A 16,230-nucleotide genomic window follows, 5' to 3' on the forward strand; every position below is an offset into this window, starting at 1 on the left:
GAACTGACAATGGGGGACTGCGAATGCGATTACTTGCCCACGCCTTGGGCGACAGGATGTTGGTATGAACGAGGATACCGCTCGTCGGCCCACGGCAGGCTCTTCCGGGTTCGACAGCTTTTTCATGGCTGGTTTCGAGTGTTCCTCCCACAGGCGCGCCGACGGGGCCCGTCTTGATCTGATCCGCGCGACCTCACATGACATCCATGCACATGCCGACTATCGCCGTTGTGCCGAGCTTGGGCTTCGCACGATCCGCGACGGCTTGCGCTGGCACCTGATTGAAACAGCGCCCGGAGTCTTCGACTGGTCGAGTTGGACGTCGGCGATCGAAGCAGCCCAGGCGGCCGGGGTGCAGATTATCTGGGATATCTTCCACTATGGCTCGCCAGACCATATCGACCAAGGTGGCCCGGGGTTTATCAAGGCCTACGTCCGTTTCGCCGCGGAAGCTGTTCGGGTTCATCGCTCCGCTACCGGGGTGGCTCCCCTGGTGTGCCCGATCAACGAGATTTCGTTTTTTGCATGGGCTGTGGAGGTCGGCTATTTCCCCCGCGTCGGGCCGAACAAGCGTGGGTGGTTCAAACGACACCTTGTCAGGGCAGCGGTCGCCGGCGTGAGGGCCATGCGGGAGGCCGAACCCGGCTGCAGGTTCATCTGGGCTGAACCGCTGATCCATATTGCTCCTCGTGACCGTACTCACCCCGAGCGGCAGCGCGCCGAAAATGCTCGCCAGGGGCAATTCGAGGCGTATGACATGCTGATTGGGCGCGTGGAACCGGAGTTGGGCGGCAGCGAGGACGTTGTGGACGTCATTGGCCTCAACTTCTATCCGCACAACCAATGGTACTTGAATGGCCCAACGATACCGATGGGGCACCACGAATACCGTGCACTTTCGGAAATGCTGGTCGAGGTCGCCGAGCGATACAAGAAGCCGATGTTCATCGCCGAGACCGGCGCCGAAGGTTCAGGCCGGCCAGCCTGGCTTCACTACGTTTGCGACGAAGTGCGCGATGCGACGAGCCTCGGTGCACCTGTTCAGGGTATATGCCTGTACCCGGTGACGGCCTACCCAGGTTGGGACAATTCGCGCCACGCCGAAGTCGGCTTGTTCTCCACCATTCATGCGGACGGCTCGCGCACTGTTCGCAAGCCACTTGCGGACGAGTTGGAACGCCAGCGCCGATTGTTCGAGGTGTTTGGAAAAGAACCAGCAAGCGCGGTATAGTTCTGCCGGTCGAACAGGGCGCCGGGCTTCCTGCGTTAACGACGACATGACTAAAACTGTCGCGAAGCTTGGCCGCGGTGATGAGAGCCAGGACGGTGAGCTTGGCGGGTTTCGCCGAGGATAACGGCTAGGGAAGGCCTCGATTGCTGCGAGCCGCAACTTGCATGCCGAATTCGGCCAATCGGCCGCGTCCGTGACCAACACAACAACCCAACGTAGGATCGATCGAATGCCCCTCAACTATGTAATGTTCACTCGGCCGCCTCGCGCTGCACCGACGGGGGCACAATCGCGGTTGCCGGCAGGCTCCTCTGAATGCGCGCGAACGTTGCCAATGCCTGGCCGGCGACCTGATCCATATTGTAATAACGATATGTCGCCAGACGTCCGACGAACCAGACCTCCGGGCAGGCCGCGGCCAAAGCTTCGTATCGTTTGTACAAAGCCTCGTTTTCGGCCTGCGGCACCGGGTAATAAGGATCTCCGACGTCGGTGGGGTATTCGTAGGTGAGGCTGGTCTTCGGATTCTGCTGACCGGTCAGATGCTTGTACTCGGTGATCCGTGTGTATTTTTCCGTCTGCGGATAGTTGACGACGGCAACCGGTTGAAACTGCTCGCAATCAAGCGTCATGTGCTCAAAGCGCAGCGAGCGGTAGGGCAAGCGACCAAGCTTCCAGTCGAAATACTCCTCGATCGGACCGGTATAGATCATCCGCTGGAAGGGGATCTTGTCGCGAATTTCGCGGTAGTCGGTCTGCAGCATGATCTTGATCTTGGGATTATCCAGCATGCGCTGGAACATGCGCGTATACCCGCCTGCCGGCATTTTCTGGAAAGTGTCGCCAAAGTAGCGATCATCCCGATCGGTCCGGGTTGGGACTCGCGCCGTCACCGACTTGCTCAGCTGGGAAGGGTCGACACCCCACTGCTTCCTCGTGTAGCCGCGGAAGAATTTCTCGTAGAGCTCTCTGCCGACAGTGCTGACCACGACGTCCTCAGCGGTGCGGACTTCTTTGACCGTTTCGCGCCGGGAAGCGAAGAAGTCCTGCAGCTGCTCGGACGTTAACTCAAGGCCGTAGAGGCGGTTTATGGTGTCGAGATTAATCGGTATCGGCAGCAGCTTTCCATCGACAAGCGACAGCACGCGATGTTCGTAAGGCCGCCATTCGGTGAATTGCGACAGATAGTCGACGATCGATTGGGCGTTGGTGTGAAAGATGTGAGGCCCGTAACGGTGAATTAGTATTCCCGCCTCGTCGTAGCAGTCAAAGGCATTGCCGCCGACGTGATTTCGTCGGTCTATGATCAGGACGCTTTCCTGCCGTTGCGATGCGATACGCTCGGCCAGCACACTGCCGGCGAAACCGGCCCCTACGATCAACCAGTCGAACACGCTCACGCCCTCCTCAGGAATGGGACGACGCTCTTCATCGCATGGGCGCGCTCGATGTGGGCAGCCATCGCGCTCCAGGTCTTCTCCCAGGACATGTCGGCGAGGTAGGCGTCGGCTTTCTTCACCAGGAAATCGCGGGGGTGGGCCAGGATCAAGCGAAGCTTGGCCTCGATATCCTCCGCCTCAACAATCTCGACAAGGCCTTCGACGCCATAGGTACGCACAACGTCGACGATCGCCGTGGACAACACCGGCAGTCCTGCCGCAAGAAACTCGGGAGTCTTGGTCGGGCTGATGTAGCGGGTCGCTTCGTTGAGCGCGAACGGCATCCAGCCGACACTCCAATGCCTGAGATAGTTCGGCAGGTCTGCATAGGACTTGCCGCCCAGCCAATGCAGGTTGCCTGCCGTGGGAAGGCTCGCCCGATCGATCTTGACGACAGGGCCGAGCATGACAAAATGCACGTCTGGCATTGCCGCAGCCGCCTGCGCGATAAGTTCAAGGTCAAGCCGTTCGTCGATGACCCCGAAGTACCCCACCCTCGGGTGAGGTATGTCGGCCTGATCGAACGGGTCTTCACCTGGCGCCCTAGCCTGATGGAAATGGGTAACGTCGATGCTGCTCGGGAAGGGAAAGATCGCCCGATGCAAGCTGCGCTTGGCCTCGTAGAGGCTCTGCCCGCCCGTGAAGACGACATCGGCACGTTGCAACAGCGCCTTTTCCAACTGCGTCAACTCTGCGGGAGCGTCTTTGAACGCGGAGAGTTCATCCATGCAGTCGTAGACGCAGACGTCACAGGCGAGATGATCGCTGAAGCGTAGCGCCATGGGCGTGTAATACCAGGTCGTCAATCGGTCATGCGGCGTGGAGGCGAGGATCTGATCGACGAACCTGCGCTGGATTGTGTCCGCCCTGGTCGCGGAAGTACCAACTGGGATCAGCGGCGTCACTATTCTGATCTTGGGGGTAACATTGTGCACCCGCATCGAAGGGTGGCGCCTCTCATCGAAGATCGGCTCTTCGAAGTAAATTAGCTGTTGCTGTTTTGACGCCAGGGTGAGAATGTGTTGTGGTCTCTGATATACGAAGTTCCATCGGAGGTGTGAAAAGCAAATTAAAATAGACGGTTGTACAGGGTTTTTTGGTGTTTTGGCCCGGCCCGCCGCCATTTCCATGTAGATTATCCTTCGATATAGTTACAAAATGCCTCGACTAACAAGTCAATCGAGGCAGCTTTGACATGAAGTTCGCAGCCTTCTATATAACTTCCATCCCGATAAGTTGTTCCATAGCTCCAAACTGTCTCGGGCGAGACCAGCCGTCCGCTCCACTTGCGACGGCTCAACAGAGAAGGGGCGAGCCGGCCGCCCCCATTCGATCCACATGATGAAGCCCCTCGCGTCAGGTCGGCTCCCCAAATGTGGCCCTTTGCCACAGAGCGGTTCAAATCCTTCAATCGTTCAACAACCATTCATTAGCGGAGCTATAAATAGGCCTGCGAATCGATTCATCTGAGTCGCGCCGGTGGTTCATTTGAATGGAGACCGAGACGAATCGAGGGATGGCTGGCGAATGAAGATCGACTTTGAAACCAACGTCTTTCCATTGTTTCACCCGCAGGTTGTGGATGATCTGAAGGACCCTTGTCCGGTGTTCGACGGCACGCTCTGGCACGTCTTCGGCTCCAGCGGCACCGTCACAACAGAGAGCTGGAAAATCCTCCACGCCACAGCGCCGGATCTTTATGGACCCTGGACAGAGCACGAGGCGATCGTTTTGCCGGTAACCGGATCTGGCATTGCGGCGCCCGGCGTCATTCATGAGTGCGGCGTCTTCCACATGTTTATCCAGACCGAATTCATGAAGTCCGGCGGACGTTGCGAGCACGCGGTGTCCAATGACGGCTTTCATTGGGTGGTGCTCAATGCGGCGATATTGTCGCTGCCCGACACCGATGAGGACGGCATCTACGATCCCCACCCCGCAATCATCGGAGGCAAGCGCTATATCGTCTATTCAGGCATGCCCAAATTCACCAGGGTGCCCCAGCCTGATGTCTATCTGGCGCGCAGCCAATCCGATTCCTGGTTCGGGCCATGGAAACGTCTCGGCAAGATACTCGATCATCTCGACGTGCCGCATCACAATGCGCGCGAGCACCCCGATTACGAATGGGGGATCGAAGGCGCGCAGCTCGTCGAGCTGCCGGACGGTCGTGTGCTTCTCAACCCCACCTGCTTCCTCCCCGAAGGTCCGCGCGGCAGCCGGCAGCGCGTCTTCTTCGCCATCGCCGATGACGTCAAGGGTCCCTACGTTTCCGTTGGCCCTGTTCTCGACCCTGGTGAGCCCGGCGAGAATGGCCATTCGACGGTGATGATCGACGGCCGGCAACTGACCTTGTTCTACCAGAGCAGGCGTGAGGCGACGAACCATCGCTGGCGGTTCGGGTTGGCAAAGTGTGACCTAGATCGGCATATACTTTCGAGAGTTGCCTAGATGGTAAGTTCCGGCATTTGCCGGAACGGAGGATGAAAAAAACGCTCTGGCGGTTGGTGGGAGGGATCGCTTTATACCGGTGATTGAGGGTAGTAGGTGATACGCAGCCAGTCGGCGAAGCTTGCGACGAGGGCATCTACACACCTCAGGCAAGCTGGTCGCCATAAACGACGTTGCCAGCTGAAATTCGGCAGTGGACCATAATTGCGCGCAGCACGCCGCCAGTGGATTCACGCGGTTTTGATCCTGAGCAGGATGTCCTGATCGTAATTTCCAAAGCCCATGCCGAAAATATTGATCCCGCCGGGGCGCTCGGCGTCGTCCTTGACGCCGATACGGACGCGGATTGAATGATGGCTCTTCAGATCGAGTGCAGCGAGGCCGGTTTCGGAAATCCTGAGACCGTCGACATAGGTGCCGTCATTGACAATTCGCCAGGTCTTCAGCTTACCATATTGCGAGCCCTTGAGCTTCCACCAGGAGGGCGTGAAGACGCCGCGCTTGTCGCCGAAATCCCCCGGCGACGTCCAGGTGCCGACATCGACGCCATTGATCGTCAGCGTGATGTCCGAGGGCCAATCGGCGCTGGTGCCCGGCACTTCCGAAGACAGTTCTATCGCAACTTCGAGTTCGGTGATCTCGGCATTGGCGAGCTTGGCATTGTTGGGGAACTGGTATTCGACAAAACCGCGCGTGAACCATAGCAGACCGGCTTTCATGCGGTCCGGATCGAGGAAAGTGTTGGGAACATCGAGCAGACCGATAATGCCGTCCGGCGAACAAAGGCCGCAGGGCGCGGTAACCTCGAAGCCGGTGTAAAGCCCGATCGGCATCGACACTTCGATCGCGTCGTTCTTGACCTTACTATACTCACCCTTGAACACGATGAGCACTTTTTCGGCGGTCGGATAACAGATTTTCTGGTTGCCTTTCTTCGCTTTCAGGCTCTCGGTGCGGATCAGGCCCGCATCCTCCAGCACCTGGATGTTGGTCGAGACGGTTGACTGCGGAAGCGACAGCTCGGCGGCGATTTCGTTGACATTCATCGGCCCCTTCTCATGCAGCAGTTTCAGCATCGAGATCCGCGCCGACGAGGCAAGCCCCTTGAGCACGGCAATGCCTTCCTCAGGTTCAATCACCAGAAAATTGCGACTCATGAAATCGCCAGTCTATGCTCGTGACAGAGGTTATGGCTTCGCTCATTGCAACGGCGCTGACCGAAACGCCGAGCCGTTGATTTGGTTACATTAAGCCATCGACCGGCACTATGCATCGCAAGCCGCACCCGCATGGATGGTGCGACATGTCTACATTTGTTCTCCGACTGCCAGTTCCTTGTAGTGCGGGGGTGCTTGTCAGTCCGTGGCCTCGATTTGCAGACGACTAAATGATGGCAGCCACAAAGTGAGGCAGAAGCCGAACACGGAATTGGGGCCGTTCCCCTGGCCAAATCCCCAAGATACGGGACCTCGACGTCGATGTTAGCCGAACCGGCGCGGATGGATGCACAGGATGCGGTTCGCTGAAGTGCGTGCCGCCGTGAAGTAAATCATCGGATTCGACACCCGATAGAGTCGGGACGGGGTTCTACCTATTGCTTTTAAACATGATCTTTTCCGAAAATCGCGATTCCACTTCTTCGGGATCGCGCCAGTGCCGGCTTACTTCATGCTGGCCGGGGCAGCGACCCTGCCCCACCATGGCGAGAACAGCTAGCGGTGCGGTGTGGTGGACCATGTGGCCGGCCTGCGGGATAATATCGACAACCAGGAATCTCCGATTGCAGTCTAAGAGCCTCGGCTTTCGCATCGAACAACCGGTCGCCGGCCCCGGCAGTAATGCCGGCAGGCATCAACAGATCGTTGTAGCGGGTGAAGCGGCCGCCTGCCAGCGCGTCGGCCAGCATCAATCCCGATTCGGCCGCGATCGACCGCAGCTGAGAGGCCAGCTGGCGATGTCCTTTGCCGACGAAGCCCAAACCCCGCAGAGACGATGCCGGGCCGAAATACTTGCCCATGGCGAGCGGCCAGGTGAGCAGCACAAGCAGCGGCAGCAAAATGTGGCGGAAAACACCACCGGCGACAGGCAAGGGCGGCAGCCCGCCAGTGCAAGGCCCAGGCGCGGCGGCACCGATGAAGACTTCCGATCGAATCGTCGTCCGATCGAGCTCATCGACTCGCCCGCCTGCCATCGAACCCAAACTCAGGCCGCTGAGCGGCCGAGTAGTAGATGCGACTTCGCTGCTTCATGGCTCACACTCCACTTTCAGAAAAGAGGTGTGTTGCTGCGATCCGTTGAATCCGCCACCCAAAGCGGACGCGCCGCGAACGCGGCTGCTAGGCAGGCCGAAGCCGTGCAAGTACAGCTGTGCGTCACAAGCCAAGTGAACCAAGAAGCTGCACGAACCGCGGATGATCGCGAATGGCGTCGAAATCGACTTCGTGACGGATTCGTTCCAATACGTTCTGACTCATGCTTCCTCCGACGGCTCTTTCCAGGTACCGCACCGCTGCTCCACTTCCCCGAGCACGGAATACATGCAAGCGGCGTTGTACTGCGTCACGAAGTCGTCCGGATCGATCGCCAGCGCTCTGGCCAGCCAGGAACGCGCCCTTCTTCCGCTCACCGATATACGCGAGCGCGAGGGCGCCGCGATGCAGCGGTGCCGCATTTTCAGGATGGCGGCCAGTTGCGCGTTCGGCGCGCTCGAACCAGATCCTTGGTTCCCGAGCGGATGAAGGCGATCGCGCAGGAGCGTCCCCGAGTGTAGAGTTGCCACCCCGGATCTCGCCTTGGCCGGCTGCATTCCTGGCTGTGTCTCCTAGGATACATTGTCGAGCAGGGTCGACTCATCCAAGCCTTGTCTCGGCTCAGGCGGCCATTCACCATTCGGCGTCATCTCGTTGACTGCCTCGGGTAGATCCCGCGCAATCCTTCTGATTAGCTCCTCGCGCGAAAGGCCCGTCTGCATCGAAATGGACGTGAGTGTACCTTCGTCCATTGCCGCTTCGACGTCCCTTGGCTCGATCGGTTGCTTTGGCCCGCTGCCAACCCACGAGTCGACCTTCGATCCTGCCCCCACCTCCCTGAACCGGTCGAGGATCTCACCAAGGTCAGCCCTCGACACGCCATTCGTTATCTGAGCCAGAATTCTGCGTTGCGGGTCGTTTGGGTTAAGATACCCCGCTCCCGGAATCAATTCACAGAGCTTGTCGCGATTTTGGTATGCCAGCACGCCAAGCATCGCGATCGCCAATCTTCCCAGATTTGCCATTTGGTCTCCTCCACGGTAAACGAAGCCAAGTCTTGGCGGATGCCGACGCGTGTGTGCTCGAACAACTTCTTGCCGGTCGGCTCACCGGCGGAGAGGACGCGTCCTTCGGGGTACTCGTTTTCCATCTGACGTCTTCTCCTGACGCAGAACTTCGGGGCGCTTGGCCGCAGTCGCCCTGCGCCGATCGAGCGACCCTAACCCGGCGCCTCCCGGGTTTTTCCGCTTGTCAGAGTTTGTCGGCGACGATGGAGAGCGCGACCCGACGGGTAACTCCTACCGGCTCGAGAGATAGAGTCTGCCCAACTTGATCATACTTCAGAACGACGGCGGCTCAGTTAGCCTCAGCTACCTAGGACTGCCGCCGGCTCGCGCACGAATTTCAATTTCGGCGGGACGGCGAACACCGTGAACCGCTCAGCCAGGCTATCAAGAGCTTGACGCATGCCCACTCCCGCAGCAGCCGCACCGTGTCCACTGATGACCATCTGCGGGTTCAGCGCTGCCAGGTGCTTCACGGATCTTTCCGCCGCATCCCAGTCCGGCGTGAAGTAGCGCGGCGGACCGTGCATCTCAAGATCCTGAACGGCGACCTCGTAGACTGACTCCTGACCGGTGGTGATGAAAGCGTCCCCTACGATCAGCGAGCGGTCCTCCTCGCGCCAGAGCGAGATATGCCCAGGAGCGTGCCCGGGTGTGTGTAGCCATCGCCATCCGGGCATTCCGGGGATCGATCCGTCGGCAGGTAAGAGTTCCAAACGGTTGCCAAGATCAATTGGCCCCCGTGGAAAAAGCGGCGAAAGCAGCGCCATCAGTCCACCCCCGACCCAGGGATCCGGTGGCGGATAGGATGCGGTTCCGTCCAAATAGGGGCGCTCGAGTGGATGCGCGAAGACAGGCACGTCCCACTTATTCGCGAGGTCTAGAACCGTTCCCGCATGGTCGAAATGGCCGTGGGTCAGGATGATCGCGGCCGGCCGTGCGTTCGTGCCAAACCGCTTTTCCGCGACCGCAAGAATGCTGCTGCGGGACGTCGGCAACCCGGTATCGATCAGCATCCAGTTCCGATCTCCACTGCCCGGTGCGCCGAAGAACACGACATTGACGATTGCTAGCCGCAAATAGCCCAAGTCCGGTGCGATGCTCCAAGCGCCGTCGCCACGATCCTCGCGCCTGGCGTAGTCGGTCTCGGAAAGTCGAATCTGAACGGTCATGTGATCCCGTGCCTCTCTTGTTGCTAAGCAGCCGCTCGAGTCGATCGGCGGCGGTGGTATATCGCCCCGAACTTGGCACGGCCCTCCTTGTTCCTCATTCGCCACCCAGCTCCGGACAGTCCACCACAGGAACAAAGGCTCGACCAATCGGTTCGGCATTACCCGGTCACGCAAGGACGAGCTGGACTGAGCAACGAAGCTGGCGCGCGCCCGATTGGATGCGGTATTTCGCCAACGCGGCTCCCGGTCCTAACAAGGCGGCCGAGTTCGAAGCCGACTGCTGAAAGGAGACTTTCGAATGAGCGAAGTGGGCGCAGGGACGAGCACCAGGTGAAGGCTCCGGTTCCGCAAGCTTCGCCTATGACTGGTCAAGTTGGGCGCCAATGGTCGAGGCGGCCCGATCGGCAGGTGTCCAGGTTATCTGGGACATCTTCCATTACGGATCTCCAGACCATGTCGATCAGCGATTGCTGCATTTCATCGATGCCTATGCCTCGTTCGCGGCAGAAGCCGTGAGCGTACAGCGTTCGATCGCCGGAACACCGCCTCTGTTGTGTCCCATCAACTAGATCTCCTTTTTCGCATGGGCTGTTGAGGTCGGCTATTTCCCGCGTGGGGCCGAACAAACGTGGATGGTTCAAGCGGCATCTCGTGAAGGCTGCCATCGCGGGTGTTCGTGCAATGCGGGAGATCGACCCCGCCTGCAGATTTGTCTGGGCCGAGCCCCTTATCCAAATCGCTCCTCGTGACCGGACCCGCAGCGAACGGGGTCGGGCCGAAAACGCCCGTCAGGGGCAGTTCGAAGCTTACGACATGTTGCTGGGCCGCGTCGAACCTGAGTTGGGCGGGAGCGAAGATGTTGTCGATGTCGTGGGCCTGAATTTCTAGCCGCACAATCAATGGTAAATAAACGGGCCGACGATATCGATGGGACACCATGAGTACCGCGCTTTGTCGGAAATGTTGCTCGAGGTTGCTCATCGGTACGGTAAGCCGATGTTCATTGCCGAGACCGGCTCAGAGGGATCCGGCGGGCCGGCTTGGCTCCACTATGTATGCCGCGACGAGGTGCGTGCCGCTATGGGTGTCGGAGCATCGATTCGAGGGTATTTGCCTGTACCCGATAACGGCCTACCCGGGCTGGGACAATTCGCGTCATGCAGAGGTGGGGTTATTTTCGGCCATCCACCCGAATGGCACACGCCGCCTCCGTCAGCCCGTCGCGGACGAACTGGTGCATCAGCAAGATCTGTTCACGGCAAACCGGACGCGCTGATTGTGTTGCGACACACCGCAAGGGCGAGCACCGAAGACCAGGGCAAATTACGGTGTATTCCTCAGCCAAAATCGGCGCCACGCGATCCCAAGTGGCATGGGTGCGAGGATGACCGTGCAGCATCAGGAAGCGGTGGCCCCTTCCACCAACCCGCACTCTGAGCGTCGCTTCCGGAAGTTTGATCTGCTCCAGCGAGAAACCTTCAAACATGCAACTCCCTCCATTCGCAACATTTGCCAAACGTGTAAACGGAGAGGCAGTTCAATGTCGGCTTCCGCGGGATCTGAACTTGCCTTGTATTCCGCGAAGAGGTCGTGAGCCGAACGGCGGCTTTAACTGGTCCCTCGGCAATAACCGGACGGACAGCAAACGGCCCCCAAAAAGCGGCCAGGCGGCGACGCGCCTGATATCGCACTTCGAGATCAACTCTGCCGTTTCCTGTTAGCCGAAGTTGCAAACGGCCCCGCTCACAATCGTGGTTGCGCCTTTGGGCATCGTGGTTCAGACCGCTGGCGGATTAGAACTCATATTGGCTTTGCGATCGGCTCATCGCTGCCGACTATCGGGGACCTATATAAAGGGGCATGTCCACGCGCCGTAAAATCAATGCAACAGCGAAGCTGATTGGAGAGTGGCCTTTAACCCCGGCTGCAACGTTTGGATCGTCCGTCAGAGCGAGGGGTATTTTTCTCGAAATACGCGCCCGCCTTCCAACGGAGTTCAGGAAACTGCTCCATATCGAGTCCCGCGTGCTTACCCTGCGCCTGTCTGAGGGCGCCGAGAATGATGTGCAGGTGGTATTCGGGATCGTATCCAAAGCACTGCAGAATATCGAAGACCTGCCCGTAATCCCCCGTGAAATCGAGGACATTCTGACGATCTCGACGGCCGAACGGCACCGCTGGCTGAAAGATGGTCGCTTGCAGAGCGCCGGGACGAAAACGGTGAAACTCCGCGGGCGGGCAAGGAACATCACCTTTCACGTGTTCGACCCGCAGCACGTGGAGGATGTGCTTGACCGCGACCTGGTTACGGTCTGGCGCGAACAGGACGCAGCGACAGCTGCAGAGAATAGGCGGCGAGCCGCGGGGAAGGCCGCTATGAAACGCGCTCAAAGAAGCGGTCGCGGAACTGCAGCTTCAGCTGGCTATGGCCCCGATGAGAACGCGCACTCCAGTTTGCGCGGCTGGGAAGATTTTGAAAAGGACGGACTCCTGCGCTGATAGGCCGGGCGCACAAGCAGTTTAGGACGTTTGCCTGCGCCGTGCGAGATGCGCAAGGAGGGCCGTCAAACGCATCGCGTTCAGGACCCGCTTCGCAGGGACACCGCCCTTGCGCGCCATCTCGACACCCCAATGCATGTGGTCGAGCTCGCGGATCGAATGAGCGTCCGGATTGATGCTGAAGATGCAGCCCTGATCGAGTGCCTTTTGATGCCAGCGCCAGTCGAGGTCGAGTCGCCACGGATGTGCGTTGATTTCGACAGCGACGCCGTGTTTCGCACACGCTTTGAGGACTTTGTCGACGTCGAGATCATAACCGGGCCGGCGCAACAGCTGGCGACCGGTCATGTGCCCGATGATTGTCGTCCGAGGATTTCCGATCGCCTCAATGATACGCTCCGTCTGTTCCTTCTTGGGCAACTTGAAGCGGCTGTGCACGCTCGCGACGACGAAATCGAACGTCTCCAAGATATCATTCGGGTAATCGAGCGAGCCATCCGCCAGGATGTCCGCCTCGATGCCCTTCAGTATGCGAAATTTTCCATTGTATGCCTTGTTCAGCCGGTCAGCTTCGCGGTGCTGTTCAGCAATCTCCTGCAACGAAAGGCCGCCTGCGTAGTGAGCGGACTGCGAATGATCGGCGACACCATAGTATTCGAAACCGCGCCTACGCGTGGCTTCAGCCATTGCCTCAAGCGTTTCGGTGCCATCGGATGCGGTCGTGTGAGAATGCAGGATGCCATGCAGATCTTCATCCCGAATGAGGGCGGGTAGCTTCTGCTTTGCCGCTCGCTCAATCTCGTCCCTGCCTTCGCGCAATTCAGGCTCGATAAACTGCAGGTCTAGAGCTTGGTAGATTTCTTCTTCTGTCGCTGACGCGATCAGCTTTCTCCCGCGATGAAGCCCGTCGGCGTTTAGGGTGAATCCCTTGTCGGCCGCGAACGTCTTCAGTTGCTCAAGGTGGTCTGCCGAACCGGTTGCTTCGAGCAGGTTCGCGCCAAAGTGCTTCCTGTCCGTGACAACAAGCCTGAGGGTCGTATCCTCGATTCCAGTCGACTTTCTGCCCTGCGCTACCAGGGCGAAGTCGGAAACGAGCTCGCAACCGCGCCGGAAGTCACCTGCAATTTCGACGCGCGAAAAATCTGGATGCTCTTGCTTCACCGATTTGACCGCATGTTCGAGAAGAGCGGCGGCCTTGTGCAGGTGAAGTTGCGTTTCGCCGCTTCGCACGATGGCCAGGTTCTGCAGGAGCTTTGTCTGAAGCGCGGCGCCGAGGCCCTTGACTGGACGTATGCGGTCTTCTTTTGCTGCGGCCTCGAGCTCCGCCAGCGAGTTCACGCCGAGCGCCTGATGAAGCTTCAGTATCTTATCGGGACGAAGGCCGGGTATGGCAAACAGCTCCATCACGCCCGCTGGAACATCCTCGCGTAGCTTCTCAAGGCTTGGGTGCGTGCCGGTTTGGTAAAGCTTGGTCACGATGTCGGCGATCGCGTCACCGATCCCCGGGATCTTGGTGAGGGCGCCGGCGGCGATGATCCGATCAAGCGGCTGCGACAGCGCCGTCAGACTGTCTGCCGCGCGCAAGTATGCCTTTATGCGATAGGGATTGTCGCCGCGCATGGACGCCCGTTGCGCGTATTCCCTTAAAAGACTGGCGACGGTCCTCGGATCGATTTTTGCCATGGCTTCAGCCAAACGAGGCCGATCTCCGCAGGTTCCAATCAGGCAAGGCCATGAGCGCCGCGTTGCCCTTTGAATCCCGGCTTTACTGCCTCTTCCCGCGTCGGACGCTACAGATTGGGCAAGGATTGGTCAGCGCGCCCCCATCCCGCCAGAGCTTTGGAGGCTGCACGTTTCTTTAATTCAGGAGCATCGCCAACGTGGAAATGAGAGGGCGCATCTATTGTCTTCATCTCCGCCCACGTGATCGGTGCCGCGACAGGAGCGCCCGGACGTGATCTTGCGCTGTAGGGCATTATAGCGGTCGCCCCGCGCTGATTGCGTAGATAGTCCACAAAGATGCGACCCTTGCGGCGCGCCTTTGACAAGACGGCCGTGAAATGGGCCGGATCGCTCTGGGCGACCGCCTGCGCCAGGCGAGACGCGAAGTCCTTCACCTCTGGCCACTCGGCGCCAGGGGTGAGGGGCGCGATGACGTGCACTCCTTTGCCTCCCGTCAGCATCGGGAAAGTCGTAAGCCCCAGCGATTTAAGGATAGCGCGGAACTGAAAGGCAGCGGCGCGGACGGCCTCAAAATCGAGGCCTTCATCGGGGTCGAGGTCGAACACGAGGCGGTCGGCCTTTTCGACATCCTCGATCCGAGCTCCCCATCCATGCAGCTCAATCGTTCCCATCTGGACGCAAGTCATCAGTCCGTCGGCATCGTCGACATAGAGATATGGTTCCTCGTGCCCGTCCTTCTCCGTGATGCCGACGTGGTGGACTTTGTCGCCAAAGCTGCCGGCGTCGTGTTTCTGGAAGAAGCACTTCTTCGCGCGGCCCTGTGGGCATCGAACGAGACTGATCGGCCGGCTGCCAACCCAAGGAAGCATGATCGCCGCGACCGCTGCGTAATGGTCGGCGAGCTGTCCCTTGGTGATGTTGGACTCCGGATAGATGACGCGGTCACGGTTACTTATCGCGATGGCGGTTGTCGCAGACGCGGCGAGATCGGCTGCATGACGTTCCGTCTCGAGCACGACCGCCTCCGGCTTCTTGTCTTCACGGAGACCAAGATAGCTCGGATGTCGTAACGTCCCTTCATTTGTCATTTCGGTGAAGGCAATCTCAGCGACCAGGTTCGGACGGAGCCAGTGTGCGCCGCGCACTTCGGCGCGTGGTGCGTCGACGGTGGCGGCCTTCTGCTCAAGCGGCGCCATGATCTTCAAGAGACGAAGAAGTTCAGCGGTATCGAAGCCGGTGCCGACTTTCCCGGCGTAACGCAGCTTGCCGCGGTCATGAACGCCAAGGATCAAGGACCGAAACGCGCGGACCTTGTCGGACGGCGTCCAGCCGACAATCACAAATTCCTGCCGCCTGATGCATTTGATCTTCAGCCAGCTTGCGCCGCGGGCCGCCACATAACTCGAATCCGCGAGCTTTGAGATGACGCCCTCAAGGCCGGCTGCGCAGAAGCGATCGAGCAGCTCTTCTCCGCGGCCGAGGATATGGTCGGAGTAACGAAGGACCGGATTTTTCGCAGGCAAGATCGCCTCCAGCTTCGCCTTGCGCTCAACAAGAGGAAGCCTTGTCAGATCTTCGCCGTCGAGCTGCAGCAGATCGAACGCATAAAAGTCGATAGTCGCCGGGGCACCCTTCAATGCATTTTGAAGCGCCTGGAAGTTAGATCTTCCTTCCGCATCGACAACCACGGCCTCGCCGTCAATCAGGGCGGAGCGCACCTTGAGGTTGCGAGCCTCGGAGAGGACCGAGGGAAAACGGCTAGACCAGTCCAGACCAGATCGTGTGTAGGCTCGCGCCTCGCCTCCGCCGACGGCAACGAGAATACGATAGCCGTCGTATTTCATTTCATGGATCCAACGATCGCCGGCAGGGACCGTGTCCACGAGCGTTGCGAGCTGGACCGGCCGGAAAGCGGGCGGCGCTAAAGTGACCTCGTCACGAGCGGGCGACTTCGCTTGACTAGCGCCCGACGCATTGATTGCCTTACGCGACGTTGGCTTGACCACTCTGACCTAAACCATACTCAGAGACGAAACAGCGTTATCCGCCGTCCAACGCGCGACTACTTCTTTAGTTTCGCTGGCGGCCGTATTGAGCTTTTCGCGATCATTGCCGACCCGCTTGGTTAGCGCCTCGGCCTGAGGCCGTGCTTCCTGCCTCCGGCCCTTCCATTCCCGATTTTCGCACACAGCTCACAGGCAATAATCAAGAGCAGGAACGGGCCCTCAAATGCCGCCACAGCGTATCCGGTTTCTGCCATCGGCTTTAGAAGCCTGACATTCCGGTTCCGGTCCCCTGTGCGTACGGTTTTGATCTTCTCGTCGAACCCCATGTTTCGATTGATGATTACTCGACGTGCCCCATTGACGCCAACTACCTCGCCCAGAGCAGCTCCGATGCCAGTTTCAAGAAGTGCAAAATGGCCATAAATGCGCCGACCAG

14 protein-coding genes are annotated in these 16,230 nt (G+C 59.1%); 5 read left to right on the forward strand and 9 right to left on the reverse strand.

Going from position 1 to position 16,230, the window contains the following annotated elements:
• Positions 1-64 precede the first annotated feature (64 nt).
• A complete protein-coding gene (locus NKH98_RS25105; RefSeq protein ID WP_352778553.1) occupies positions 65-1,231 on the forward strand; it encodes a glycoside hydrolase family 1 protein in 1,167 nt (388 codons plus the stop codon).
• A gap of 251 nt (positions 1,232-1,482) precedes the next feature.
• Here the strand turns inward: NKH98_RS25105 and glf are convergent, their stop codons facing one another.
• Together glf and NKH98_RS25115 are read right to left on the reverse strand one after the other, a co-directional pair.
• Entirely contained in the window at positions 1,483-2,625 is a 1,143-nt protein-coding gene (gene glf, locus NKH98_RS25110) for a UDP-galactopyranose mutase (protein WP_352902688.1), read from the reverse strand.
• Positions 2,626-2,627: 2 nt separating this feature from the next.
• The gene (locus tag NKH98_RS25115; protein WP_352902610.1) at positions 2,628-3,800 is read right to left on the reverse strand and encodes a glycosyltransferase family protein; all 1,173 of its coding nucleotides are present in this window, start codon (positions 3,798-3,800) and stop codon (positions 2,628-2,630) included.
• A gap of 397 nt (positions 3,801-4,197) precedes the next feature.
• Here NKH98_RS25115 and NKH98_RS25120 point away from each other — a divergent pair, with 397 nt between their 5' ends.
• Positions 4,198-5,121 (forward strand): glycoside hydrolase family protein, encoded by a 924-nt coding sequence (locus NKH98_RS25120; protein WP_352902613.1) that lies wholly within the window; start codon positions 4,198-4,200, stop codon positions 5,119-5,121.
• Between the two features lie 230 nt (positions 5,122-5,351).
• Here NKH98_RS25120 and NKH98_RS25125 read toward each other — a convergent pair whose 3' ends face one another.
• Together NKH98_RS25125 and NKH98_RS25130 are read right to left on the reverse strand one after the other, a co-directional pair.
• Positions 5,352-6,278: an ArsR/SmtB family transcription factor gene (locus NKH98_RS25125; RefSeq protein ID WP_352902616.1), complete on the reverse strand. Its 927-nt coding sequence runs from the start codon at positions 6,276-6,278 to the stop codon at positions 5,352-5,354.
• 509 nt (positions 6,279-6,787) lie between these two features.
• On the reverse strand, positions 6,788-7,312 hold the full coding sequence (locus NKH98_RS25130) for a hypothetical protein (RefSeq protein WP_352902619.1): 525 nt from the start codon (positions 7,310-7,312) through the stop codon (positions 6,788-6,790).
• Positions 7,313-7,532: 220 nt separating this feature from the next.
• Here NKH98_RS25130 and NKH98_RS25135 point away from each other — a divergent pair, with 220 nt between their 5' ends.
• Positions 7,533-7,859, forward strand: coding sequence for a hypothetical protein (locus NKH98_RS25135; RefSeq protein ID WP_352457919.1), 327 nt, complete (start codon positions 7,533-7,535; stop codon positions 7,857-7,859).
• 83 nt (positions 7,860-7,942) lie between these two features.
• On the opposite strand, the gene NKH98_RS25140 is transcribed toward NKH98_RS25135, so the two are convergent.
• Complete coding sequence (locus NKH98_RS25140) at positions 7,943-8,395, reverse strand: YidB family protein (protein WP_352902622.1); 453 nt, start codon at positions 8,393-8,395, stop codon at positions 7,943-7,945.
• A 341-nt stretch (positions 8,396-8,736) separates the two neighbouring features.
• Positions 8,737-9,606, reverse strand: a complete 870-nt coding sequence (locus NKH98_RS25145; RefSeq protein ID WP_352902624.1) for an MBL fold metallo-hydrolase — start codon at positions 9,604-9,606, stop codon at positions 8,737-8,739.
• A gap of 383 nt (positions 9,607-9,989) precedes the next feature.
• On the opposite strand from NKH98_RS25145, the gene NKH98_RS25150 reads away from it, so the two are divergent.
• On the forward strand, positions 9,990-10,175 hold the full coding sequence (locus NKH98_RS25150) for a hypothetical protein (protein WP_352902627.1): 186 nt from the start codon (positions 9,990-9,992) through the stop codon (positions 10,173-10,175).
• A gap of 602 nt (positions 10,176-10,777) precedes the next feature.
• On the opposite strand, the gene NKH98_RS25155 is transcribed toward NKH98_RS25150, so the two are convergent.
• Complete coding sequence (locus tag NKH98_RS25155; protein WP_352803836.1) at positions 10,778-11,092, reverse strand: alpha/beta fold hydrolase; 315 nt, start codon at positions 11,090-11,092, stop codon at positions 10,778-10,780.
• Between the two features lie 374 nt (positions 11,093-11,466).
• Here NKH98_RS25155 and NKH98_RS25160 point away from each other — a divergent pair, with 374 nt between their 5' ends.
• The gene (locus NKH98_RS25160; protein WP_352902630.1) at positions 11,467-12,105 is read left to right on the forward strand and encodes a hypothetical protein; all 639 of its coding nucleotides are present in this window, start codon (positions 11,467-11,469) and stop codon (positions 12,103-12,105) included.
• 21 nt (positions 12,106-12,126) lie between these two features.
• Here NKH98_RS25160 and NKH98_RS25165 read toward each other — a convergent pair whose 3' ends face one another.
• Entirely contained in the window at positions 12,127-13,788 is a 1,662-nt protein-coding gene (locus NKH98_RS25165) for a DNA polymerase/3'-5' exonuclease PolX (protein WP_352902690.1), read from the reverse strand.
• 107 nt (positions 13,789-13,895) lie between these two features.
• The gene (ligD, locus tag NKH98_RS25170; protein WP_352902633.1) at positions 13,896-15,794 is read right to left on the reverse strand and encodes a DNA ligase D; all 1,899 of its coding nucleotides are present in this window, start codon (positions 15,792-15,794) and stop codon (positions 13,896-13,898) included.
• Positions 15,795-16,230: the final 436 nt, after the last annotated feature.

Source organism: Mesorhizobium sp. M0833, from assembly GCF_040319905.1.
In the GTDB taxonomy this organism is placed as follows: domain Bacteria; phylum Pseudomonadota; class Alphaproteobacteria; order Rhizobiales; family Rhizobiaceae; genus Mesorhizobium.